The sequence below is a fragment of the Pseudomonas sp. B19125 genome (assembly GCF_044218855.1).
Lineage (GTDB): Bacteria > Pseudomonadota > Gammaproteobacteria > Pseudomonadales > Pseudomonadaceae > Aquipseudomonas > Aquipseudomonas edaphica.
Window position 1 is genome coordinate 4036169 of record NZ_CP162589.1, and the last position, 19645, is coordinate 4055813.

Annotated in this window: 14 protein-coding genes; 8 read left to right on the forward strand and 6 right to left on the reverse strand. The window is 61.0% G+C overall.

The features are described 5' to 3' along the window. Positions 1-6: 6 nt before the first annotated feature. Positions 7-912, reverse strand: a complete 906-nt coding sequence (locus tag AB4P96_RS18255; protein ID WP_176992290.1) for a LysR family transcriptional regulator — start codon at positions 910-912, stop codon at positions 7-9. Positions 913-1025: 113 nt separating this feature from the next. On the opposite strand from AB4P96_RS18255, the gene AB4P96_RS18260 reads away from it, so the two are divergent. The 3 genes from AB4P96_RS18260 (at position 1026) to AB4P96_RS18270 (ending at position 5521) form a co-directional block, all read left to right on the forward strand. Further along, the gene (locus AB4P96_RS18260; RefSeq protein WP_395599898.1) at positions 1026-2240 is read left to right on the forward strand and encodes an MFS transporter; all 1215 of its coding nucleotides are present in this window, start codon (positions 1026-1028) and stop codon (positions 2238-2240) included. A gap of 81 nt (positions 2241-2321) precedes the next feature. Beyond that, positions 2322-3173 (forward strand): CAP domain-containing protein, encoded by an 852-nt coding sequence (locus tag AB4P96_RS18265; RefSeq protein ID WP_017139121.1) that lies wholly within the window; start codon positions 2322-2324, stop codon positions 3171-3173. Between the two features lie 161 nt (positions 3174-3334). Beyond that, positions 3335-5521: a GAF domain-containing protein gene (locus AB4P96_RS18270; protein ID WP_395599899.1), complete on the forward strand. Its 2187-nt coding sequence runs from the start codon at positions 3335-3337 to the stop codon at positions 5519-5521. A gap of 4 nt (positions 5522-5525) precedes the next feature. On the opposite strand, the gene AB4P96_RS18275 is transcribed toward AB4P96_RS18270, so the two are convergent. The 4 genes from AB4P96_RS18275 to AB4P96_RS18290 form a co-directional block, all read right to left on the reverse strand. Further along, the gene (locus AB4P96_RS18275) at positions 5526-6692 is read right to left on the reverse strand and encodes a GGDEF domain-containing protein (protein ID WP_017139123.1); all 1167 of its coding nucleotides are present in this window, start codon (positions 6690-6692) and stop codon (positions 5526-5528) included. A 51-nt stretch (positions 6693-6743) separates the two neighbouring features. Next, a complete protein-coding gene (glgB, locus tag AB4P96_RS18280; RefSeq protein WP_017139124.1) occupies positions 6744-8981 on the reverse strand; it encodes a 1,4-alpha-glucan branching protein GlgB in 2238 nt (745 codons plus the stop codon). Continuing rightward, complete coding sequence (treS, locus tag AB4P96_RS18285; RefSeq protein WP_395599900.1) at positions 8978-12325, reverse strand: maltose alpha-D-glucosyltransferase; 3348 nt, start codon at positions 12323-12325, stop codon at positions 8978-8980. The genes glgB and treS overlap by 4 nt, the downstream gene beginning before the upstream one ends. Positions 12326-12492: 167 nt before the next feature. Beyond that, positions 12493-14481, reverse strand: a complete 1989-nt coding sequence (locus AB4P96_RS18290) for an alpha-1,4-glucan--maltose-1-phosphate maltosyltransferase (RefSeq protein WP_395599901.1) — start codon at positions 14479-14481, stop codon at positions 12493-12495. Positions 14482-14684: 203 nt separating this feature from the next. Here AB4P96_RS18290 and AB4P96_RS18295 point away from each other — a divergent pair, with 203 nt between their 5' ends. Both AB4P96_RS18295 and AB4P96_RS18300 read left to right on the forward strand, forming a co-directional pair. Continuing rightward, positions 14685-14852, forward strand: a complete 168-nt coding sequence (locus AB4P96_RS18295; RefSeq protein ID WP_017139127.1) for a hypothetical protein — start codon at positions 14685-14687, stop codon at positions 14850-14852. A 178-nt stretch (positions 14853-15030) separates the two neighbouring features. Further along, a complete protein-coding gene (locus tag AB4P96_RS18300; protein WP_017139128.1) occupies positions 15031-15579 on the forward strand; it encodes a hypothetical protein in 549 nt (182 codons plus the stop codon). 8 nt (positions 15580-15587) lie between these two features. Here the strand turns inward: AB4P96_RS18300 and AB4P96_RS18305 are convergent, their stop codons facing one another. Beyond that, on the reverse strand, positions 15588-16085 hold the full coding sequence (locus AB4P96_RS18305) for an MgtC/SapB family protein (protein WP_017139129.1): 498 nt from the start codon (positions 16083-16085) through the stop codon (positions 15588-15590). 120 nt (positions 16086-16205) lie between these two features. On the opposite strand from AB4P96_RS18305, the gene AB4P96_RS18310 reads away from it, so the two are divergent. The 3 genes from AB4P96_RS18310 (at position 16206) to mapR (ending at position 19605) form a co-directional block, all read left to right on the forward strand. After that, positions 16206-16445 (forward strand): DUF3203 family protein, encoded by a 240-nt coding sequence (locus tag AB4P96_RS18310; RefSeq protein WP_176992295.1) that lies wholly within the window; start codon positions 16206-16208, stop codon positions 16443-16445. Between the two features lie 184 nt (positions 16446-16629). Further along, complete coding sequence (gene ccoG / locus AB4P96_RS18315) at positions 16630-18039, forward strand: cytochrome c oxidase accessory protein CcoG (protein ID WP_099548274.1); 1410 nt, start codon at positions 16630-16632, stop codon at positions 18037-18039. Between the two features lie 156 nt (positions 18040-18195). After that, positions 18196-19605, forward strand: coding sequence for a GntR family transcriptional regulator MpaR (gene mapR, locus AB4P96_RS18320; protein ID WP_017139132.1), 1410 nt, complete (start codon positions 18196-18198; stop codon positions 19603-19605). Positions 19606-19645: the final 40 nt, after the last annotated feature.

The following is a 19645-nucleotide window of genomic DNA, read 5'->3' on the forward strand; positions in this document are numbered from 1 at the left end:
TTAGCGTCAAGGCAGCGGTGATTGTACCTGCTGCCCGCACACCTGGCGCAAACAGCCGCGCAACCAGCGGTGGGCCACATCGGCATCCAGGCGTGGGTGCCAGAGCATGGCCACGGTGAACGGCGGCACGACTATCGGCAGCGCGAAGCTGTACAGCCCGTCGCGCTGATGGGCGGTGTAGCGTTCGGGCACGCTGGCGATCAGGTCGGTGTCGCGGGCCAGGGCGATGGCGGTGGCAAAGCCGGCGACGATGGTGCTGATCTCCCGCGTCAGGCCCAGCGCTTGCAGGGCGTCGTCGACCTGGCCACGGTCCAGCCCACGGCGTGACACGTAGACATGCTGGCCCTGGGCAAAGCGCTCGGCGCTGACTTCACCCTGGCTCAGCGCATGGCCGCTGCGGACCACACCGATCAGTCGGTCACGGAACAGCGCCTGGGTCAGCAGTTCGGGACTGGCGCTGGCGTCGACCACGCCAATCGACAGGTCAATACTGCCCTCGCGCAGCAGCGCCGAGTCCTTGTCGCTCTTGTCGACGAAACGCAGGCGCACGCCCGGCGCTTCCTGGGCGATACGCGCGAGCAACGCCGGGCCGAGGTTTTCGACAAACTCCTCGCTCGAGCGCAGCGTGAACGTGCGTACCACCTGGCCCATGTCCAAGGTTTGCGCAGGGCGCAGCACCGCCTGGGCCTCCTGCACCAAACGGCTGACGTGTTCACGCAGTTCGACCGCCCGCGGGGTCGGCACCAGCCCGCGCCCGGCGCGCACCAGCAAGGGGTCACCGGTGGTTTCACGCAGGCGTGCCAGCGCGCGGCTCATGGCCGAAGGGCTCAGGCGCAAGCGCCTGGCGGCAGCGGCGACACTGCCCTCGCTAAGCAACGTATCCAGGGTAATGAGCAAATTCAGGTCGGGCATACGTGCTCCTTATCAGGCGTTTGATGCAGGTATTAGCTGCAACCCATGCGTCTTCCGCCATATTAGGCCACGCCGTAGAGTTGTGTCAGTTGCCTTCACTCCAGGAATCGTCCATGCACAACTCTTCACGCGCCGCGCTCGTCAGTCTGTCGCTATCCATGTTGCTGGCCGCTTTGGGCACCAGCATCGCCAATGTCGGCCTGCCCAGCCTGGCCCAGGCATTTGATGCATCCTTTCATGCCGTGCAGTGGGTGGTGCTCGCCTACCTGCTGGCGATCACGGCGGTGATTGTCGGTGCCGGCCGCCTGGGCGATCGTTGGGGGCGCCGACGCGTATTGCTCGCTGGCTTGCTGCTGTTCGCCGTGGCGTGTGCACTGTGCGCGGCAGCACCTTCGCTTAAATGGCTGATTGCCGCGCGCGCCCTGCAAGGCCTGGGGGCGGCGAGCATGATGGCGATGACCCTCGGGATGGTGGGCGACACGGTCATCAAGGCGCGTACCGGGCAGGTGATGGGTTTGCTCGGAACGATGTCAGCAGTCGGCACCGCCATGGGCCCCAGTGTCGGCGGGGTGTTGCTGAGCCTGTGGGGCTGGCGCGCGTTGTTCGCGGTCGGCGTACCGTTGGGCCTGTTGGCCGCCGCCCTCGCCTTTTATTACTTACCGGCAGACCGCCAGGCCAGCGCCCGCGAATCGGCAGGTGCTTTCTGGCAGCCTTTGCAAGACCCGACGCTGCGGGCCGGGTTGGCGATGAGCGCACTGGTGGCGGCAGTGATCATGGCCACGTTCGTGGTCGGGCCGTTTTACCTCTCCCGTGGCCTGGGGCTCGACCCCGCCTGGATGGGCCTGGCCATGGCCCTCGGCCCCTGTGTTGCGGCGCTGACCGGTGTGCCGGCGGGCCGCCTCACCGATCGCCTGGGCAGCCATCGCATGAGCCTCGCGGGCTTGGGGCTGATGGCCCTGGGTGCCCTGTCGCTTTCGCTGACGGCGGGACTGCTCGCTTACCTCGGCGCCCTGATCCTGCTCACAACAGGCTACAGCCTGTTTCAAGCCGCCAATAACACCGCGGTGATGAGCGATGTCGCGCCGACACGCCGAGGAACCGTCTCTGGCCTGCTGAACCTGTCGCGCAACCTGGGACTGATTTTCGGTGCCTGGGCCCTGGGCGCGGTATTTGCCTGGGCCAGCCCCGATGTGGCCCACGCAGCGCCGCTCAGTGTTGCCAGTGGCTTGCACGTGACCTTCGCCATGGCGTTGGTCCTGATCGTCACCTCCAGCACGTTTGCCTGGGGCCGCAACCGCGCCACGATCTGCCCGCAGAACACCCGCTGAGGCAAAAAAACAAAAAAGGCGTTGCCCCAAACCGGGTTACTTCGCGCATCATGGGCACTTTCAAGCTCAAGGGTAACGTCCATGCGCGTGCTGTCATTGATGATGGGTCTGACGACGCTGGCCGCCAATGTGGTGTTCTGCGCCAGCGCGATGGCGAATGAAGAAAGTCAGTTAGTGCAACAGATCAACGAATACCGCAGCCACGTACAACGCTGCGGCAACCAGGGTTCCCAGGAACTGCCACCGTTGGCCAGCGATACGCGGCTGGTGCTGCCGGCCACCAATGTCGGCGACTTGCAGCAGGCGCTCGCGCGGGCCGCGTACCCGATGGTGAATGTGCAGGCCATCAGCCTCTCCGGCCCCAAAGACGCCGAGGCGGCGATGAAGGCCGTGCGCGAAAGCTTCTGCCGCGTGGTGCTGGACCCGCAATTTGTCGATATTGGCGTGAGCAACAGCGGCCAGGACTGGCGCATCGTGCTGGCACGCCCGCTGCTCACCAGCGGCCTTGGCGACTGGCAGACCGAGGGCAAAAAACTTCTCGACCTGGTCAACACCGCCCGTCAACAACCACGCCAATGCGGCACCCAGGCGTTTAGCGCGACCACGCCGCTGTCGTGGAATGACGACTTGGCCAGCGCCGCCAACAGCCATTCGCGCAACATGGCTAATGGCAATTTCTTCGACCACCTGGATCATGACGGCCGCACGCCTGGCGATCGTGCGGAACTGGCCGGGTACATCGCAAAAAACATCGGCGAAAACATCGCCGCCGGCCTCGACAACCCGCGCAAGGTCGTGGACGGCTGGCTCGCCAGCCCCGGGCATTGCGCCAACCTGATGAACCCGCAATTTCGTGAATTGGGCGCGGCCTACGCCATGGACCCCAAAAGTGATGCCGGCATTTATTGGACGGGGGTTCTCGGCGCGCAATAGGCGTCTTAGGCCCGACTGCAGGCCTATTCATTTGTATAGAACATCAAATTGCTATCACCTGAATAATCGTGCTGAACTGGCAGCATTCATTCCGGTCTGTTGCTTGTTAGCCTGACCGCTTCAGGCCCTCGACAGACCGTGGTAAACAAGGTGTTCTCGCAATGATGAATTGGCTGCAAAGCAGCAGCGAAATGGCTGAGCGGGTTCGCCAGCATGACTGGGCGAACACGCCACTAGGCCCGCTGGAGCAGTGGCCCGACGTGCTCAAGACCACCGTAGCGCTGTGCTTCGCATCGAGCTTTCCCCAGGCGATTGTCTGGGGGCCGCAGTTGATCACACTCTACAACGATGCATTCATTCCGATCCTGGGCACCAAGCCCGACCCGTTGGGGCGCCCGTTCAACGAGGTGTGGCATGAGGTGTGGGCGGATATCAGCCCCATCGCCGATGCCGCCTTCCAAGGCCATGCCACCTACATCGAAAATTTCCCCCTGATGATTGAACGCGGCCCGACGCGGGAACAGGCGTACTTCACCTTTTGTTATAGCCCGATTCGCGACCCCGAGGGCAAGGTGGTCGGCATTCTCGACACCGTGTCGGAAACCACCACCACAGTATTCCTCGCCCGTCGCCTGGCGGTATTGGAAGCCATCAGCCACACGGTGGCCAATGCGGCAGATGCCGAAACCATTCTGAGCAGCACCACTCAATTGGTCGCCGAACATCTGCAGGTGAGTAACTGCGCCTACGCCGATATGGACGCCGATGAAGACGGCTTCACCATCCGTGACAATTGGACAGCCCCCGGTTCGCCCAGCATTATCGGCTGCTACAGCCTGGCGGCTTTCGGTGAAACGGCCGTCAACTGCCTGCGGGCCGGTGAGCCACTGGTGATCCATGACAACCTGCGCGAGCTGCCACCAGAAGAGTCAGCGTCCTTTCAGGCATTGGGCGTCAGCGCCACGATCTGCATGCCACTCATCAAAAATGGTCGGCTGACGGCCTTGATGGCGGTACACGATAAAGTCCCACGGCTGTGGTCGAGCTACGACCTGGCTTTGCTGCGCGAAGTCACCGAGCGCTCCTGGGCGCATATCGAGCGCGTGCGCGCCGATGCCCATGTGCGTGAAGGGCTGGCAGCCTTTGCCGAACTCAACACCACCCTGGAGCAGCGTGTCGAAGAACGCACCCTGGCGCTGGCCCAGGCCGAAGCCGCTCTGCGCCAGTCGCAGAAACTCGAAGCCATCGGCCAGTTGACGGGTGGCGTGGCCCATGACTTCAACAACCTGCTGACCATCATCCGCTCCTCGGTGGATTTTCTACGCCAGCCGGGGTTGTCCGAAGAGCGCCGCCAACGCTACATGAGCGCGGTGTCCGACACTGTCGAGCGGGCCAGCAAACTCACCAGCCAACTGCTCGCCTTTGCCCGCCGCCAACCGCTGAACCCGGAAGTTTTCGATGTGAGCCTGCGGGTCAAGAACATCGGCGAGATGCTCGAAAGCCTCACCGGTGCGCGTATCCGCGTGCAGTTGGAGTTGCCGCAGCGACCGTGCCATGTGCGCGTCGACTCCAGCCAATTTGAAACCGCCCTGATCAATATCGCGCTCAATGCCCGCGATGCCATGGAAGGTCAAGGCACCCTGACCCTGCGCGTCGCCCACATTGCCAGACTGCCGCGTATCCGTGGCGATGCCGAATCAAACCAGCCCTTTGTGAGCATTGCCTTGGCCGATACCGGCAGCGGCATTGCCGTTGACACCGTCGAGCGCATTTTCGAACCCTTCTTTACCACAAAGGCGGTGGGCAAAGGTACCGGGCTTGGCTTGTCCCAGGTGTTCGGGTTTGCCAAACAGTCCGGTGGCAACGTCGACGTCACCAGCAACCTCGGCCAGGGCAGCGTGTTTACCCTGTATCTACCCGAGGCCGAGCCTGTGGCGGTGCAGGCCTGCCCGGTCCAGGAAGATCAGAGCCCGCTGCCCGCCACTGCGGCGCGCCACATCCTGATAGTCGAAGACAACCTCGAGGTCGGCCGCTTTGCCAACCAGATCCTGCAGGACCTGGGTTACCGCACCACCTGGGCCACCCATGCCGAGCAGGCACTGGCACTGGCCGGCCCGGACGGCATGGCGTTTGACGCGATTTTCTCGGATGTGGTGATGCCAGGCATGACCGGCGTGGCCATGAGCAAACTGCTGCGCCAGCGCCGCCCCGACTTGCCGGTGGTTCTCACGTCAGGCTACAGCGAAGAACTGGCCGACAGCGGTTATGAAGGCTTCGAATTCCTCCCCAAGCCCTACTCCGCCGACCAAGTGGCGCGGGCATTGGCCAGGTCGATGCTCAAGGAGTGAGGCGCTACTGCGCGACGGCCACCTGATTACGCCCCATAGCCTTGGCGCGGTACAGCGCTTTGTCGGCGTTGTTCATCAGGCTGTGCAAGTCCTGATCAAGGCTGCGGGTAGTGGCCACACCGAGGCTGGCGGTCAAGCCCTTCACCGGTTCACAGGTCAGGCCCGAAATCGCCTGGACCAGTTGCTCGGCGATGCCTCGCGCGGTTTCCAGTGAGGTGTTGGGCAGCAACACCGCGAATTCTTCACCACCGAGCCGACCATAAACATCGGCCTGGCGAAACGACGTGCTGATCACCCCGCCAATCTGGCGCAACACCTGGTCGCCGGCCTGATGGCCGTAGGTGTCGTTGATGTCCTTGAAATGGTCCATGTCCATCATCAACGCGCTCAGCGGCTGCTGGTGGTGGTGGCAATGCGCGTACAGCAGGTGGGCCTGTTCGAAAAACGCGCGACGGTTCATCAGCCCGGTGAGCTCGTCGGTCTGGGCAGCACGCGTGGAGATATGGTGAGCACGTTCCATCTGTCGGGTCAGTCGGAAGGCTTTTTCCAGCGCATCCGAGAGCTTGCGCGTGGCACTGACCACAAAGGTCGAGAACACCAGCACCGCAATTGCCACACCTACTTGCATCGGCGCCGGCTGGAACAGCAACCACAGGGTACACGGCAACAGTACCAGCGCCATGGAGCCCAGGGTCATATAGCGATAGGCCGAATAACACGAAACCGCGCTCACTGACATGCCCACGGTAAACAGCATGACCAGCACCTGGGAGACACGATCATCCGTCGGCATCACGGCCAGGGCGCCAAGGCCCCAGGTGCCGGCTGACAGCATCAGCGTGACCCAATAGCGGCGCTCCCAGCGCCGGGGCGTGCGCTCGCTGTCGGGGCAGCGAAACCAGTCGGTGAACAGTTTGACGCGCACCAGCGATGTCACCGCCAGCAACCCCAGCCAGACCAGCATGACCTTGTGGTCAAACCGGCCCCAGCACAGCCAGCAGAGCATGACAGCGCCCAGGTAGCTGCCGAAAATAGCCGAGAACGATTGGCGAAACAGCTGGTGCAAACGGTCGGTTCGCACCTGCTGTTCGATGAGTTCATCCGGGTCTTGCCCACGCCCAAGGCCGTTCATGAAATGCGCCTGCTTCGACTGCCACGACAAAGGCGCCATTGTGGCACCCTGCCAGTAGTGCGGACAACAGAATCCACCACACTAGAGCCGTTACAGCGCTTGCGGGCGAAGAATCAACACGCCCAAAGGCGGCAGATTCAGCGACAGCGACACCGGCTGCCCATGGCGCGGCTCCTCTTGGGTGAGCACTTCGCCGCCGTTGCCATAATTGGAGCCGGCATAGGTGTCGGCATCACTGTTGATCACCTCGCTCCAGCGCCCGGCAAACGGCACGCCGACCGCATAGCCCTCACGCGGCACCGGGGTGAAGTTGGCCACCACCAGCACCGGTTTGCCGTCCTTGCTCCAGCGTAGCCAGGCATAGACACTGTTGATCGCATCGTCGCCAATCAACCACTGGAACCCTTGGGGCGCATCGTCCTGCTCATGCAGCGCCGGTTCCTCGCGGTACAGGCGGTTAAGGTCACCGACCAGTTTCTGCACGCCTCGGTGTTCGGGGTATTGCAGCAAGTACCAATCCAACTGCTGATCGTGGTTCCACTCGCGCCATTGGCCGAATTCGCAGCCCATAAACAGCAGCTTCTTGCCGGGGTGCATCCACATAAAGCTCAGATAGGCGCGCAGGTTGGCGAATTTCTGCCAGCGATCGCCGGGCATCTTGTCGATCAGTGAGTGCTTGCCGTGCACCACTTCATCGTGGGAGATCGGCAGGATAAAGCGTTCGGACCACGCATACACCAGGCCGAAACTCAGCTCATTGTGATGATGGGCGCGGTACACCGGGTCTTGCTGGATGTAGTGCAGCGAATCGTGCATCCAGCCCATGTTCCATTTGTAGTTAAAACCCAGGCCGCCCTGCTGCGTGCTCTGGCTGACGCCCGGCCAGGCTGTGGACTCTTCGGCAATCACCAGCGCACCCGGCGCTTCCAGCGCGACCACATCATTGAGATGGCGCAGGAAGTCGATGGCCTCCAGGTTTTCGCGGCCGCCATGGCGGTTGGGCACCCACTCACCGGCTTTGCGCGAATAATCGCGATACAGCATTGAGGCCACGGCATCTACGCGCAAACCGTCGATGTGGAAGTGCTTGAGCCAATGCAACGCCGAAGCGAGCATAAAGCCGTGCACTTCGGTGCGGCCCAGGTTGTAGATCAGCGTGTCCCAGTCCTGATGGAAGCCTTCCAGCGGGTTGGCGTATTCGTACAAGGCCGTGCCGTCGAACTGGGCCAGGCCGTGGGTATCGGTGGGGAAATGCGCCGGCACCCAGTCCAGAATCACACCGATGTCGGCCTGGTGCAGGGCGTTGACGAAAAACCCGAAGTCCTCCGGCGAGCCAAAGCGTGCGCTCGGCGCAAACTGCGACAGCGCCTGGTAACCCCAGGAGCCACCGAACGGGTGCTCCATGATCGGCATCAGCTCGATATGGGTAAAGCCCAATTGCTGCACATAAGGAATCAAGCGCTCGGCCAGTTCGCGCCAGCCATATTGGCGCGACACTTCACCGGCCTCGTCGAGTTCACACTGCCAGGAACCGACATGCAGCTCATAGATGGATAATGGCGCCGAGGCCTTTTGCTTGTCGGCACGCGTCTGCATCCACTCATGGTCTTGCCAGTCCACCTGCAACGGCGCGGCGACTTTTGAGGCAGTGTCGGGCGGCAGTTGAGTAGCAAGCGCCATGGGGTCGGCCTTGAGCGGCAGAATCCCATGGGCGCCGAGAATCTCGTACTTGTAGGCCGCGCCCGTTTGCAGACGTGGGATAAAGATCTCCCACACGCCCGACGGATGCCGCAGTCGCATCGGATGGCGGCGGCCATCCCAGATATTGAAGTCACCCACCACCGATACGCGCCGCGCATTCGGCGCCCACACCGCAAAACGCACGCCTTGCACGCCGTCGACGCTGGTGACCTGCGCACCCAGGCAACTGCTGAGGTCACGGTGATTGCCTTCGGCGAACAGGTACAAATCCATCTCACCCAGCAGTAACTGGCTGAAGCTGTAAGGGTCTTCGGTGATCTGCTCGCCGCCGGCCCACTGGATCTTCAGCAGGTAGCCCTGGCGCGTGGAAAAATGCCCGACAAACAAACCCGGCACCTGGGTCGCGTCCAGGCTGCCGATGGCTTCACCGCTTTCGCGGGCCAACACCTGGACGCTCAAGGCTTCGGGCAGGAACGCGCGGATAAATTGCCCGCCCTGCTCGTCATCGTGCGGCCCCAGGATGGAAAAAGGGTCCGGGTGTTCCGCGCGCACCAGCGCTTCTACATCTTTGGGCGCCGGCATGGCGGTCAACTTCGCTTGCAGCGGTTCTCTCTGTGTAAAACTCATGACGTCTCCCCACCGCGTGCATTATTCGCTTGAGATAGCAGCCCGCTGAGTAAACCGTGCAGCCCTTGCAGGGGCACCGGCAACCAGGTCGGGCGATTTTCTGCTTCGTAAGCCACTTCGTACGCGGCCTTCTCCAGGCTGAACAACGTCAGCGCTGCGTCCTGCCCATTGGCATCCTGCCAGTCATGCGCCAGTGTAGACGTAGCCTGATGATAAGCCTGGATAAATGCCTTGCGCGCTTCACTCAGGTAACGGTCAGTCACACGCTTGCGGGCGGTATCCGCTTGCGGCGAGTGATCCACACCTTGCACATTCAGGGCCATGGCGGCGGCGTAATCAAACGAGCGCAGCACGCCACTTACATCTTTATACGGGCTGTGCTTGCCGCGCCGTTCATGCAGCGGGCGCGCCGGCTCGCCTTCAAAGTCGATCAAATACGCATCGCCCTTGACCACCAGGACCTGCCCCAGGTGCAAGTCACCGTGGACCCGAATGCGCAAACCGCCGGCCGTGGCTTTCGCCAGAGCCTGGACACTGCTGGCCAGCGCTTTTTTCTGCCCCAGCATTTCACTGACCAGCGCCTGATCGGCGGGGTTCAACTGGCTTTGATGAAGTTTTAACAAATGCAGCGCGCGGTCGATCTGCGCGCCGACGTCCTTGGCCCAGGCCTGGGTGTCCTTGGCCGTGGTGGTCTCGGGCTTGAAGTCTTGGTTGGTGGTTTGTGCTGCCAGCACCCCGTGCATTTCGCCCAGGCGCTGGCCGAGTAAACCGGCAAAATCCTGCAGTTCACCCAAGGCATTGTAATGCTGCTCCTGCTCGGAAATCGCTTGGGCCAGCTCGTCGCGAATCGCGCGCTCCAGGTTGTTCTGGGTCCAGCTCCAGGCGTCGCCCTGGTTGCTCAGGTAGCCTTGGGCAATCATCAGCAGGTTGTCCTGCCCCTGGCCATCGCGACGAATCATCGAGCCCAGCAACGGCGAAATATTCGGGTAATCGGCGGCCGTCAGGTAAGCGCTCATTTCCAGCTCCGGGTGCACCCCGGCGCTGACTTTGCGGATCAGCTTGAGCACCAGGCTCTCGCCCACCACCACCGAACTGTTGGACTGCTCGGCCGACAGGTAGCGCACCTGCGCCTCATCGGTCAGTTGCAGCGCGGCTAAGTGCGGCGTGGCTTCAAAACGCAAATCACCTTCGTGGGTGTTCAACACCGTGCCCGCCTGCAATCCCTGGATCACCGCCCGGACAAAGTGTTCCAGGCTGAAAGCGTCGGTCACCAAACCGACCTGACGCCCCCGGCGTACGCGGGCCAGCGCCAGTTGCTGGGGCAAGGCACTGGTGAACTGGTCTTCGGCTAAAAAGCCGAACGGCAATTGATAACGACTGACCTGGCCGCCGCTGGTCACCTCGACCTCACTGAGCAGCACCGGATGCTGCGGGTCGCCAAACCGCACGCCGTAGGCAATTTGCACCTGGTCGATGGCCGTGTCTTTACCGGCATACCAGCGCCGCTTGGGCAACCATGCCGGCAGCGAGGTGTGCTCCAGGGTGGTGCGGCACGGCTCGTCGAGTAACTCTTCCATGCGTTGTTTGAGCACCAGCGTGGTGAAATCCGGCATGCTCTGCGCCGGCTCAACATGCCAGCTGGGCATCTGGTTTTCGGCCGCCAGCACAAACCAATAGAAACCGTACGGCGCCAGGGTCAGCAGGAAATTCAGCTGGCCGATGGGCGGGAACGCGTTTCCGCCGAGCATCTCCACCGGCACCATGCCGGCGAAGGCGGATAAGTCCAGCTCGGCCGCCTGGGCGCTGCGCGACACGTTGGCCACGCACAGAATGGTTTCCGTGCGGCCATCGTCGCCGGTGAACTCACGGGTATACGCCAGGATGCGGCGGTTGCTCGGCGAGAGCATTTTCAGGCTTCCACGCCCGAAGGCCTTGGACTGTTTACGCACCGCCAACATGCGCCGGGTCCAGTTGAGCAGCGAATGCGGGTCCTGGGCCTGGGTTTCGACGTTGACCGACAGGTAGCCATATTGCGGGTCCATGATCGGCGGCAACACCAGGCTGGCCGGGTCGGCGCGCGAGAAGCCGCCGTTACGGTCGATGGACCATTGCATCGGCGTACGCACGCCGTCGCGGTCGCCCAGGTAGATGTTGTCGCCCATGCCGATTTCATCGCCGTAGTACAACGTCGGCGTGCCGGGCATCGACAGCAACAAGCTGTTGAGCAGTTCAACGCGGCGACGGTCACGCTCCATCAGCGGCGCCAGGCGCCGACGAATGCCCAGGTTAATGCGCGCACGGCGGTCGGCGGCGTAGTAGTTCCACAGGTAGTCGCGCTCTTTGTCGGTGACCATTTCAAGGGTCAGTTCATCGTGGTTGCGCAGGAAGATCGCCCACTGGCAGTTGGCGGGGATCTCCGGGGTCTGGCGCAGAATATCGGTAATCGGGAAACGATCTTCCTGGGCCAGCGCCATGTACATGCGCGGCATCAGCGGGAAGTGGAAGGCCATGTGGCATTCATCGCCGTCGTCGCCTTTTTTGTCACCAAAGTACAGCTGAGTATCTTCCGGCCACTGGTTGGCTTCGGCCAACAGCATGCGGTCGGGGTAATGCGCGTCGATCTCGGCGCGGATCTGCTTGAGCACGCCGTGGGTTTCCGGCAGGTTCTCGTTGTTGGTGCCGTCGCGTTCGATCAGGTAGGGAATCGCGTCCAGACGCAGGCCGTCGATGCCCATGTCCAACCAGTAGCGCATCACCGAGAGCACGGCTTTCATGACTTGCGGGTTATCGAAGTTCAGGTCCGGCTGGTGCGAATAGAACCGGTGCCAGAAGTACTGGCCGGCGACCGGGTCCCAGGTCCAGTTGGACTTTTCGGTGTCGAGGAAAATGATGCGGGTGCCGTCGTACTTCTGGTCGTCATCGGACCACACGTAGAAGTCCCGTGCCGCCGAGCCCGGCTTGGCCTTGCGCGCCCGCTGGAACCACGGATGCTGGTCGGAGGTGTGGTTGATCACCAGTTCAGTGATGACCCGCAGGCCCCGTTTGTGCGCCTCACTGATAAAGCGCTTGGCGTCGGCCATCGTCCCGTAGTCGCTGTGCACGCCACGGTACTCGGCGATGTCATAGCCGTCGTCGCGGCGCGGCGACGGGTAGAACGGCAGCAGCCAGATGGTGTTGACGCCCAGATCGGCGATGTAGTCGAGCTTGGCGATCAGGCCGGGAAAGTCGCCGATACCGTCATTATTGGAGTCGAAATAGGATTTGACGTGAACTTGGTAGATCACCGCGTCCTTGTACCAGAGCGGGTCTTTGATAAAAGTGGCTGGGGTGGGTTTCTTCGCCATTGGAAACTCCTGGAACACTGAAAATTGTGCAGAAGACATGCAATCAAGGTGGGAGCTGGCTTGCCTGCGACAGCGGTGGGCCAGCTAGCCTTTTCGGTGCTGACATACCGCTATCGCAGGCAAGCCAGCTCCCACCGTTGATCCCTGACAGTTAATCCCTGTCAGGCTCAGGAGACGGTGATACGCCAGATCCCGAATGGCATCTGCGGCTCGATGCGCATCCATTGGTTCTTGCCATACCAGGTCCAGCGATGGCCATTCATCAGGTCTTCGCCTTGGGTCTGGGCATCGTCCGGCAGGCCCAGCTCCCACAGGGGCAATTCGAAATGGGCCTCTTGGGCGTTAAACGGGTCAAGGTTGACCGCCACCAGGATAAAATTGCTGCCGTCATCGCTGCGCTTGCCGAAGTACAGGATGTTGTCGTTCCAGGCGTTATAGAGCTTCAAGCCCAGATGGGTGTGCAGTGCCGGGTTCTGCCGACGAATACGATTGAGCTGGGCGACCTCGGCAATGATGTTGCCGGGCGCGGTGAAGTCCCTGGGGCGGATTTCGTATTTTTCCGAGTCCAGGTATTCCTCCTTACCCGGTACCGGCGCCGCTTCGCACAGTTCAAACCCCGAATACATGCCCCACAAGCCTGAGCCCATGGTGGCCAGGGCGGCGCGGATGAGAAAGCCCGGGCGCCCGGATTCGTGCAGGAAGCCGGGGTTGATGTCCGGGGTATTGACAAAGAAATTCGGCCTGAAGCACTCGCGCCACGGCGATTCGTTCAACTGTGTGAAGTACTCGCTCAACTCGGCCTTGGTGTTACGCCAGGTGAAGTAGGTGTAGCTCTGGGAATAACCGACCTTGCCCAAGCGCGCCATCATCGCTGGCGTGGTGAAGGCTTCAGCCAGGAAGATCACCTCCGGGTGCCTGGAGCGCACGTCACTGATCAGCCATTGCCAAAACGGTAGCGGCTTGGTGTGCGGGTTATCCACGCGAAAGGTTTTCACGCCCTCTTGCACCCAACCTATAACAATGTCGCGCAACTCGGTCCACAGGCTCGGAATAGAGTCGGCGGCATAGAAATCGACGTTAACGATATCCTGGTATTTCTTCGGCGGGTTTTCGGCGTATTTGATCGTGCCGTCCGGGCGCCAGTTGAACCAGCCTGGATGCTGCTTGAGCCACGGGTGGTCCTGGGAGCACTGAATGGCAAAGTCGAGGGCGATTTCCAGGCCATGCTCGGCGGCGGCCTTGACCAGCCGGCGGAAGTCCTCGCGGCTGCCCAACTGCGGGTGGATGGCTTCATGGCCGCCCTCCTCGCTACCGATCGCATAAGGGCTGCCGGGGTCATCGACGCCTGCGGTCAGCGAGTTATTCTTGCCCTTGCGATGGCTGCGGCCGATCGGGTGGATCGGCGGAAAATACAGCACGTCAAAGCCCATGTCATGGATCATCGACAGCCGCGCATGCACGTCATTAAAGGTGCCGTGGCGCGCCGAATCGTCGGTGACCGAGCGCGGAAACAGCTCGTACCAACTGGCAAATTGTGCGGCCTCACGCTCCACGTCGAGCGGGTATACGGTGCTGATGCTCAAGTAAGCGCGGTGGTCGGCCTGGGTCATCAAATGTGCACTGTCTTCGTGCAAGAACTGCGCGACCTGCTCGGTTTCCAGCAAGCCCGACAGCTCGTGGTGCAGCAGCATCAAGCGGTCGCGTAACTCATTGTCGCTGCGCTCGGCGGCCTGCAACACCAGGCTGCGGCCTTCCTGCAGCTCAAGGCTGACCGGCACACCGGCCTCATGTTTTTTGCGCAGTTCGTAGCAGAAGCTCGCAAAGGTATCAATCCAGGCTTCGATGCAGTATTCGTGCGGGCCTTGCTGGGCCACGGTAAACGCGCCCTCCCAGCCATTGTTGCCCACATCCGTCATCACTACGCTGTGCCAGCTTTCGTCCTGCAGCGGGCGCCAGCGGATCAGCACGGCGAGCTTGTCATGGCCGTCGGCAAACACCTTGCTGGTGACGGTGACGCGCTGGCCCACCACGGCCTTCACAGCAAATTCGCCGCCATCAATGACGGGCGTAGTGCTTTCAATCGCGATCCTTGGCAACAACAAGGCCTGGGACAGCGGCAATATGGAGTCTTCTGGAGTCAGTGTTTCAGCAGTCATCGAGCATCTTCCCCTTACGCCCTGTGGACGCTCTTTGCTTGATCCGAATTCTGAGACGGCGACGCTCTCCCTGAGCAGGGCCGTAATAGGTCCGAGCCTGGGCTGCGCGCAAAAGTTCAGGTGGATGTGCCGCCATTGGGCGGGAATCAAACCTGCCCGGCGGTTGTCCACCGATAGAGCAAAGCACAAAGGAGGCCACACCGATGAATATCCCGATCCCGGCTGAAACTCCGGACCCGAATATCGACAACCCAACGCTGCCGCCGAGTGAACCGGAACCGATCCCGGAGAAGGAACCACCGGAAAACCTGCCGCCACCCGTGGAGGAGCCGCCCACAACCATGCCGCCGGTGATTGTTCAACCTTGTTGATCAACGCCATCACTCACACGCGTACTCGCGTCAGGATGCCTGCCTTAAAAACGCATTAACCTGCGCGCACAGGTGAAATAGCCTACATCTCGCCTGTGCGCCTATTGCTACAGTCCCACACGCGCTTACTTGAGCACATTTCATTTACCCCCCTCTTAAACGCGAGCAGGTTAATACCATGTCGGACATTCACGTGAAGCAAAGCCGCCACCAACACGTACATTCAGACGTTTCCGTCAGCCGGCGTTATCTCACCGAGCTTAAAGCAAGCCTCACAGAGGAGGACATCGCCCAGGTCTTGCGTGCGCCCAACGACCTGAAGTCGCGTAAAGTCCTCAATGAAATGCGCATGCATTTCAGCCAGGAAAGTGTCGACTCCATGTTGAAAGAACCAGACGCCGAGGAAGTTGCTCACCTCCTGACGGACATCGGCAAGTTCCTGCAAAAAAATAGTGACGAGGCCTGCGTAAAATTATCCACCCAACTTTATTTCAGCGACTATCAGGCAGCCTATGACAAACAGAAAATCGCCTTACTGTTAAAGTTGATATCGGGTAAGGACGATTATGGCTTTCGCCATGTCTATGAGTTTTTCAAAGGCACGGCCGGAGCATTCGAGCACCTGAATGGGTGCGTGAAGGACACAGCCCAAACGGTGATGGATATGAACACCATCACCGAGGCGCTCAACCCAACACACATTAAATCAAGGATGAAGGCTCACTGATCATGGACTCAACGTTCCTTCTCGAAGAGCCTGACGACTTTGGGCATTAAGCCAAGTACAACGAGCGCCAGCAGTGTACTCAATACCGCCGTTGATTCACGCCCAACCCCTGCCGCCACGCCAATGGCGGCGGTCATCCACAACCCGGCAGCGGTGGTCAGGCCTTTGACGTGCTGGCCCTCTTCATCCTCCTTGCCCTTGAGGATAGTGCCGGCACCCAGGAAGCCGATCCCGGCGATAACCCCCTGCAAGACCCTGCTCATGGCGTCCGACTGGCTGCCTGACATCTGCGGCACCAGCACAAACAGTGCAGCGCCCAAGGCCACGAGCATGTGGGTGCGCACCCCCGCCGCCTTGCCCTTTTGCTCACGCTCAAACCCCAGGATACCGCCCAGGATCGCGGCGATAAGCAGGCGAACGGTTATCTGAGTGAGCTGCTTTGCATCAGCGATGTCAGCAAATTCTGCATGCAGGGTTTGAAGCACTTCTTGCCACCAGGCGTCCATGGTCGTTATCCGTTTTAGTGTGGTTAGAGGATGGACAGCGCCGACCGCCAGTCAGTTGCCTGGAACACCTGGCACTGCGCGACGCCCTAACCCATGACTGCCCATAAAAAGGAGAGCACCATGCCTGTACGTATCGACAATCAAACGTGCTTTTTCAAGGTCGCTGACGACGGCCAGGAATACGCCCTGCCCGCCACGGGTGTGACGGTGAGTACCGACAGCGCCAAATCCATGTCTTTTGTAGAGTTACAAGGCGATCGGGTCTACATCACTGAAGCCGAAGCGGACGCACTGACCGTCGCCGGTGCCAGGGACGGTCGCAAACACTTGAAGGCGACCGACAGTGATTCGGTGATTTGATTGATCTGTATCAACCTGCGCACAAGCCAGCTGCACCCCAGGCGCTACGGGGTGCAGCACATTGTCACAGTGACGTATAAAAAGCCCATCTGATCCGCTTTTTATCGACCTACCTGAGTCTGTTATGCAAACAGCGTGAAGTTCATAGTTCATTGGCCTGATGGAGGCTGATGAGCGAACGACCATGAGCGAAAGAATCCCAACCGTGGACACCTTTGAGCCCATACACCCAAAGAAGGTGAAGGCCAAATCCAGTGACAACCTGATCCATACCCGCAGCTTCACCGGCGTGTTCCGCACTTTGCGTGTGGGCGGTGCCGCTGTGCTGTTCCTGGCGTTTTTTGGCACCGTGTGGCTGAACTGGTCCGGGCGCCAAGCCGTGCTGTGGGACTTGGCCGAAAGCAAATTCCACATCTTCGGTGCCACCTTCTGGCCCCAGGATTTCATCCTGCTGTCGGCGCTGTTGATCATCTGCGCTTTCGGCCTGTTTGCCATTACCGTATTTGCCGGCCGCGTTTGGTGCGGCTACACCTGCCCGCAAAGCTCGTTCACCTGGCTGTTCATGTGGTGTGAAAAGGTCACCGAAGGTGAACGCAACCAACGCATCAAACTGCAAGCGGCACCCTGGAGTCTCAACAAACTGGCGCGGCGTTCGGCAAAACATACGCTATGGCTGGGTATCAGCGTGCTGACCGGGCTGACGTTTGTCGGCTACTTCACGCCAATCCGCCCGCTGGCCAGTGAGTTGCTGACCTGGCAGATGGGCGGTGTGAGCCTGTTCTGGGTGCTGTTTTTTACCGCAGCCACCTACATCAACGCCGGCTGGCTGCGCGAAGCGGTGTGCATGCACATGTGCCCGTATGCACGTTTTCAGAGCGTGATGTTCGACAAAGACACCCTGACCATTTCCTACGACGCGGCGCGTGGCGAAAGCCGAGGCCCGCGCAAACGCGAGGTGAAACCGGCGCAGGTTGGCCTGGGGGATTGCATCGACTGCCAACTGTGCGTGCAAGTGTGCCCCACCGGCATCGATATCCGCGATGGCCTGCAAATGGAATGCATTGGCTGCGCCGCATGCATCGACGCCTGCGATTCGATCATGGACAAGATGGGCTATGCCCGTGGTCTCGTCAGCTATACCAGCGAACATCAACTGCAAGGTGGCAAAACGCACCTGCTCAGGCCACGCCTGATCGGCTACAGTGCCGTGCTGCTGGTGATGATCGCCGCCTTGGTGGTGGCCTTGATTGAACGGCCAATGGTGTCACTGGACGTGACCAAGGACCGTGGCATGTTCCGTGAAAACAGCCAGGGGCTGATCGAAAACATCTACAGCTTGAAGGTCATCAACAAGACCCAGCAGCGCCAGGATTACCGCCTGGAACTGGTGGACGCCGAGGGCTTCCAGTTGCAAGGCAAGACCCGGCTCAGCCTGGCGCCGGGGGAAATCAGCGATGTGCCGGTGTCGGTGGCGTTGCTAGCCGATAAACCGGCGAGCAGCTCGCAGACCTTGCGCTTCAAGGTTGTGGATGTGGATGAACCGTGGATTTACAGTGCAGCGGACAGTCGCTTTGTGGCGCCGTTGAATCGTTGATATCCAACACACACAGAAGATCAAGTGTGGGAGCTGGCTTGCCTGCGATGGCGCCCGGTCTGGCACGGATGATGTTGAATGTGCCACCGTCATCGCAGGCAAGCCAGCTCCCACATTTTGCCCTGCGAACACTATTGGAACGTTAATCAGGCCGCCATGAAACGCTACGAAAAATTTGCCGACGACATCGCAGAACTGATTCGCTCCGGCGTCCTCGGCCCTGGCCAGCGAGTGCCCTCAGTGCGCTATGCCAGCCAGACCTATGGGGTCAGCCCGTCCACGGTGTTCCAGGCTTACTACCTGCTCGAACGCCGTGGCCTGATTCGTGCGCGGCCGCGCTCCGGCTACTTCGTCAACACTCACGCGCCCAGCCCGTTTTCCGAGCCGGTGGTGAGTGAACAGGTGCACGAGTCCACCGAAGTCGATGTGAGTGAGTTGGTGTTCTCAGTGCTCGACTCCATCAAAGACCCCAACACCGTACCGTTCGGCTCGGCCTTCCCCAGCCCCATGTTGTTCCCGCTGCCACGCCTGGCGCGCTCGTTGGCCAGTGCCGGCCGTGAGATGGACCCGCGCCTTGTCGTCACCGACATGTCACCGGGTAACCCGCAACTGCGCCGGCAGATCGCCCTGCGCTACATGGTGGGCGGCCTGATGCTGCCGATGGAAGAGCTGCTGATCACCAACGGCGCCCTGGAAGCGCTGAACCTGTGCCTGCAAGCGGTGACCGAGCCGGGCGACCTGGTCGCTATCGAAGCCCCGGCGTTCTATGCCTGCCTGCAAGTGCTCGAACGCCTGAAGCTCAAGGCGGTGGAAATCCCCGTACACCCACGCGATGGCATCGACCTCAATGCCCTGGCGCAAACCCTTGAGCGCTACCCGATCAAAGCCTGCTGGACCATGACCAGCTTCCAGAACCCCATGGGCGCCACGCTGCCAGAGGCGAAAAAACAGGCGCTGGTGGAACTGCTGCGCAGCCATCAAGTGCCGATGATCGAGGACGATGTATACGCCGAGTTGTATTACGGGCAGCACGCGCCAAAACCGGCCAAGGCCTTCGACACTGAAGGGCTGGTGATGCACTGCGGTTCCTTCGCCAAGAGCCTGGCACCTGGCTATCGCGTCGGCTGGGTAGCGGCCGGGCGCTATGCGCAGAAGGTTGAACGCCTGAAGCTGATGACTTCGCTGTGCCCCTCGATGCCGGCCCAGGCGGCGATTGCGGACTACCTGCAACACGGCGGCTATGACCGGCACCTGCGTAAATTGCGCTACGCCCTGGAAGAACAGCAGAGCGCCATGCTGGCCGCCATCGCGCGCTATTTCCCGGCACAGACGCGGGTCAGCCAGCCGGCTGGCGGCTATTTCCTGTGGCTGGAACTGCCGGAGCAAACCGATTCGTTGAAGCTGTTCCAAATGGCCCTGGCCCAGGGCATCAGCATTGCGCCGGGGCCGATTTTTTCGGCGACCCAGCGCTTCAGAAATTGCATTCGCTTGAACTACGGCAGCCCGTGGACCGAGGCATCGGAAAAGGCCATGGAAACACTCGGGCGCATTGTGCGGTCCTTCTAGGCTCGGTTGTTGCCTTATCTGACGCCATCGCGGGCAAGCC

What these genes read in the sequence shown, in the direction of transcription:
- AB4P96_RS18255 (WP_176992290.1), bottom strand. Translation starts at nt 912, where the DNA reads ATGCCCGACCTGAATTTGCTCATTACCCTGGATACGTTGCTTAGCGAG.
- AB4P96_RS18260 (WP_395599898.1), top strand. Translation starts at nt 1,026, where the DNA reads ATGCACAACTCTTCACGCGCCGCGCTCGTCAGTCTGTCGCTATCCATG.
- AB4P96_RS18265 (WP_017139121.1), top strand. Translation starts at nt 2,322, where the DNA reads ATGCGCGTGCTGTCATTGATGATGGGTCTGACGACGCTGGCCGCCAAT.
- AB4P96_RS18270 (WP_395599899.1), top strand. Translation starts at nt 3,335, where the DNA reads ATGATGAATTGGCTGCAAAGCAGCAGCGAAATGGCTGAGCGGGTTCGC.
- AB4P96_RS18275 (WP_017139123.1), bottom strand. Translation starts at nt 6,692, where the DNA reads ATGGCGCCTTTGTCGTGGCAGTCGAAGCAGGCGCATTTCATGAACGGC.
- glgB (WP_017139124.1), bottom strand. Translation starts at nt 8,981, where the DNA reads ATGAGTTTTACACAGAGAGAACCGCTGCAAGCGAAGTTGACCGCCATG.
- treS (WP_395599900.1), bottom strand. Translation starts at nt 12,325, where the DNA reads ATGGCGAAGAAACCCACCCCAGCCACTTTTATCAAAGACCCGCTCTGG.
- AB4P96_RS18290 (WP_395599901.1), bottom strand. Translation starts at nt 14,481, where the DNA reads ATGACTGCTGAAACACTGACTCCAGAAGACTCCATATTGCCGCTGTCC.
- AB4P96_RS18295 (WP_017139127.1), top strand. Translation starts at nt 14,685, where the DNA reads ATGAATATCCCGATCCCGGCTGAAACTCCGGACCCGAATATCGACAAC.
- AB4P96_RS18300 (WP_017139128.1), top strand. Translation starts at nt 15,031, where the DNA reads ATGTCGGACATTCACGTGAAGCAAAGCCGCCACCAACACGTACATTCA.
- AB4P96_RS18305 (WP_017139129.1), bottom strand. Translation starts at nt 16,085, where the DNA reads ATGGACGCCTGGTGGCAAGAAGTGCTTCAAACCCTGCATGCAGAATTT.
- AB4P96_RS18310 (WP_176992295.1), top strand. Translation starts at nt 16,206, where the DNA reads ATGCCTGTACGTATCGACAATCAAACGTGCTTTTTCAAGGTCGCTGAC.
- ccoG (WP_099548274.1), top strand. Translation starts at nt 16,630, where the DNA reads ATGAGCGAAAGAATCCCAACCGTGGACACCTTTGAGCCCATACACCCA.
- mapR (WP_017139132.1), top strand. Translation starts at nt 18,196, where the DNA reads ATGAAACGCTACGAAAAATTTGCCGACGACATCGCAGAACTGATTCGC.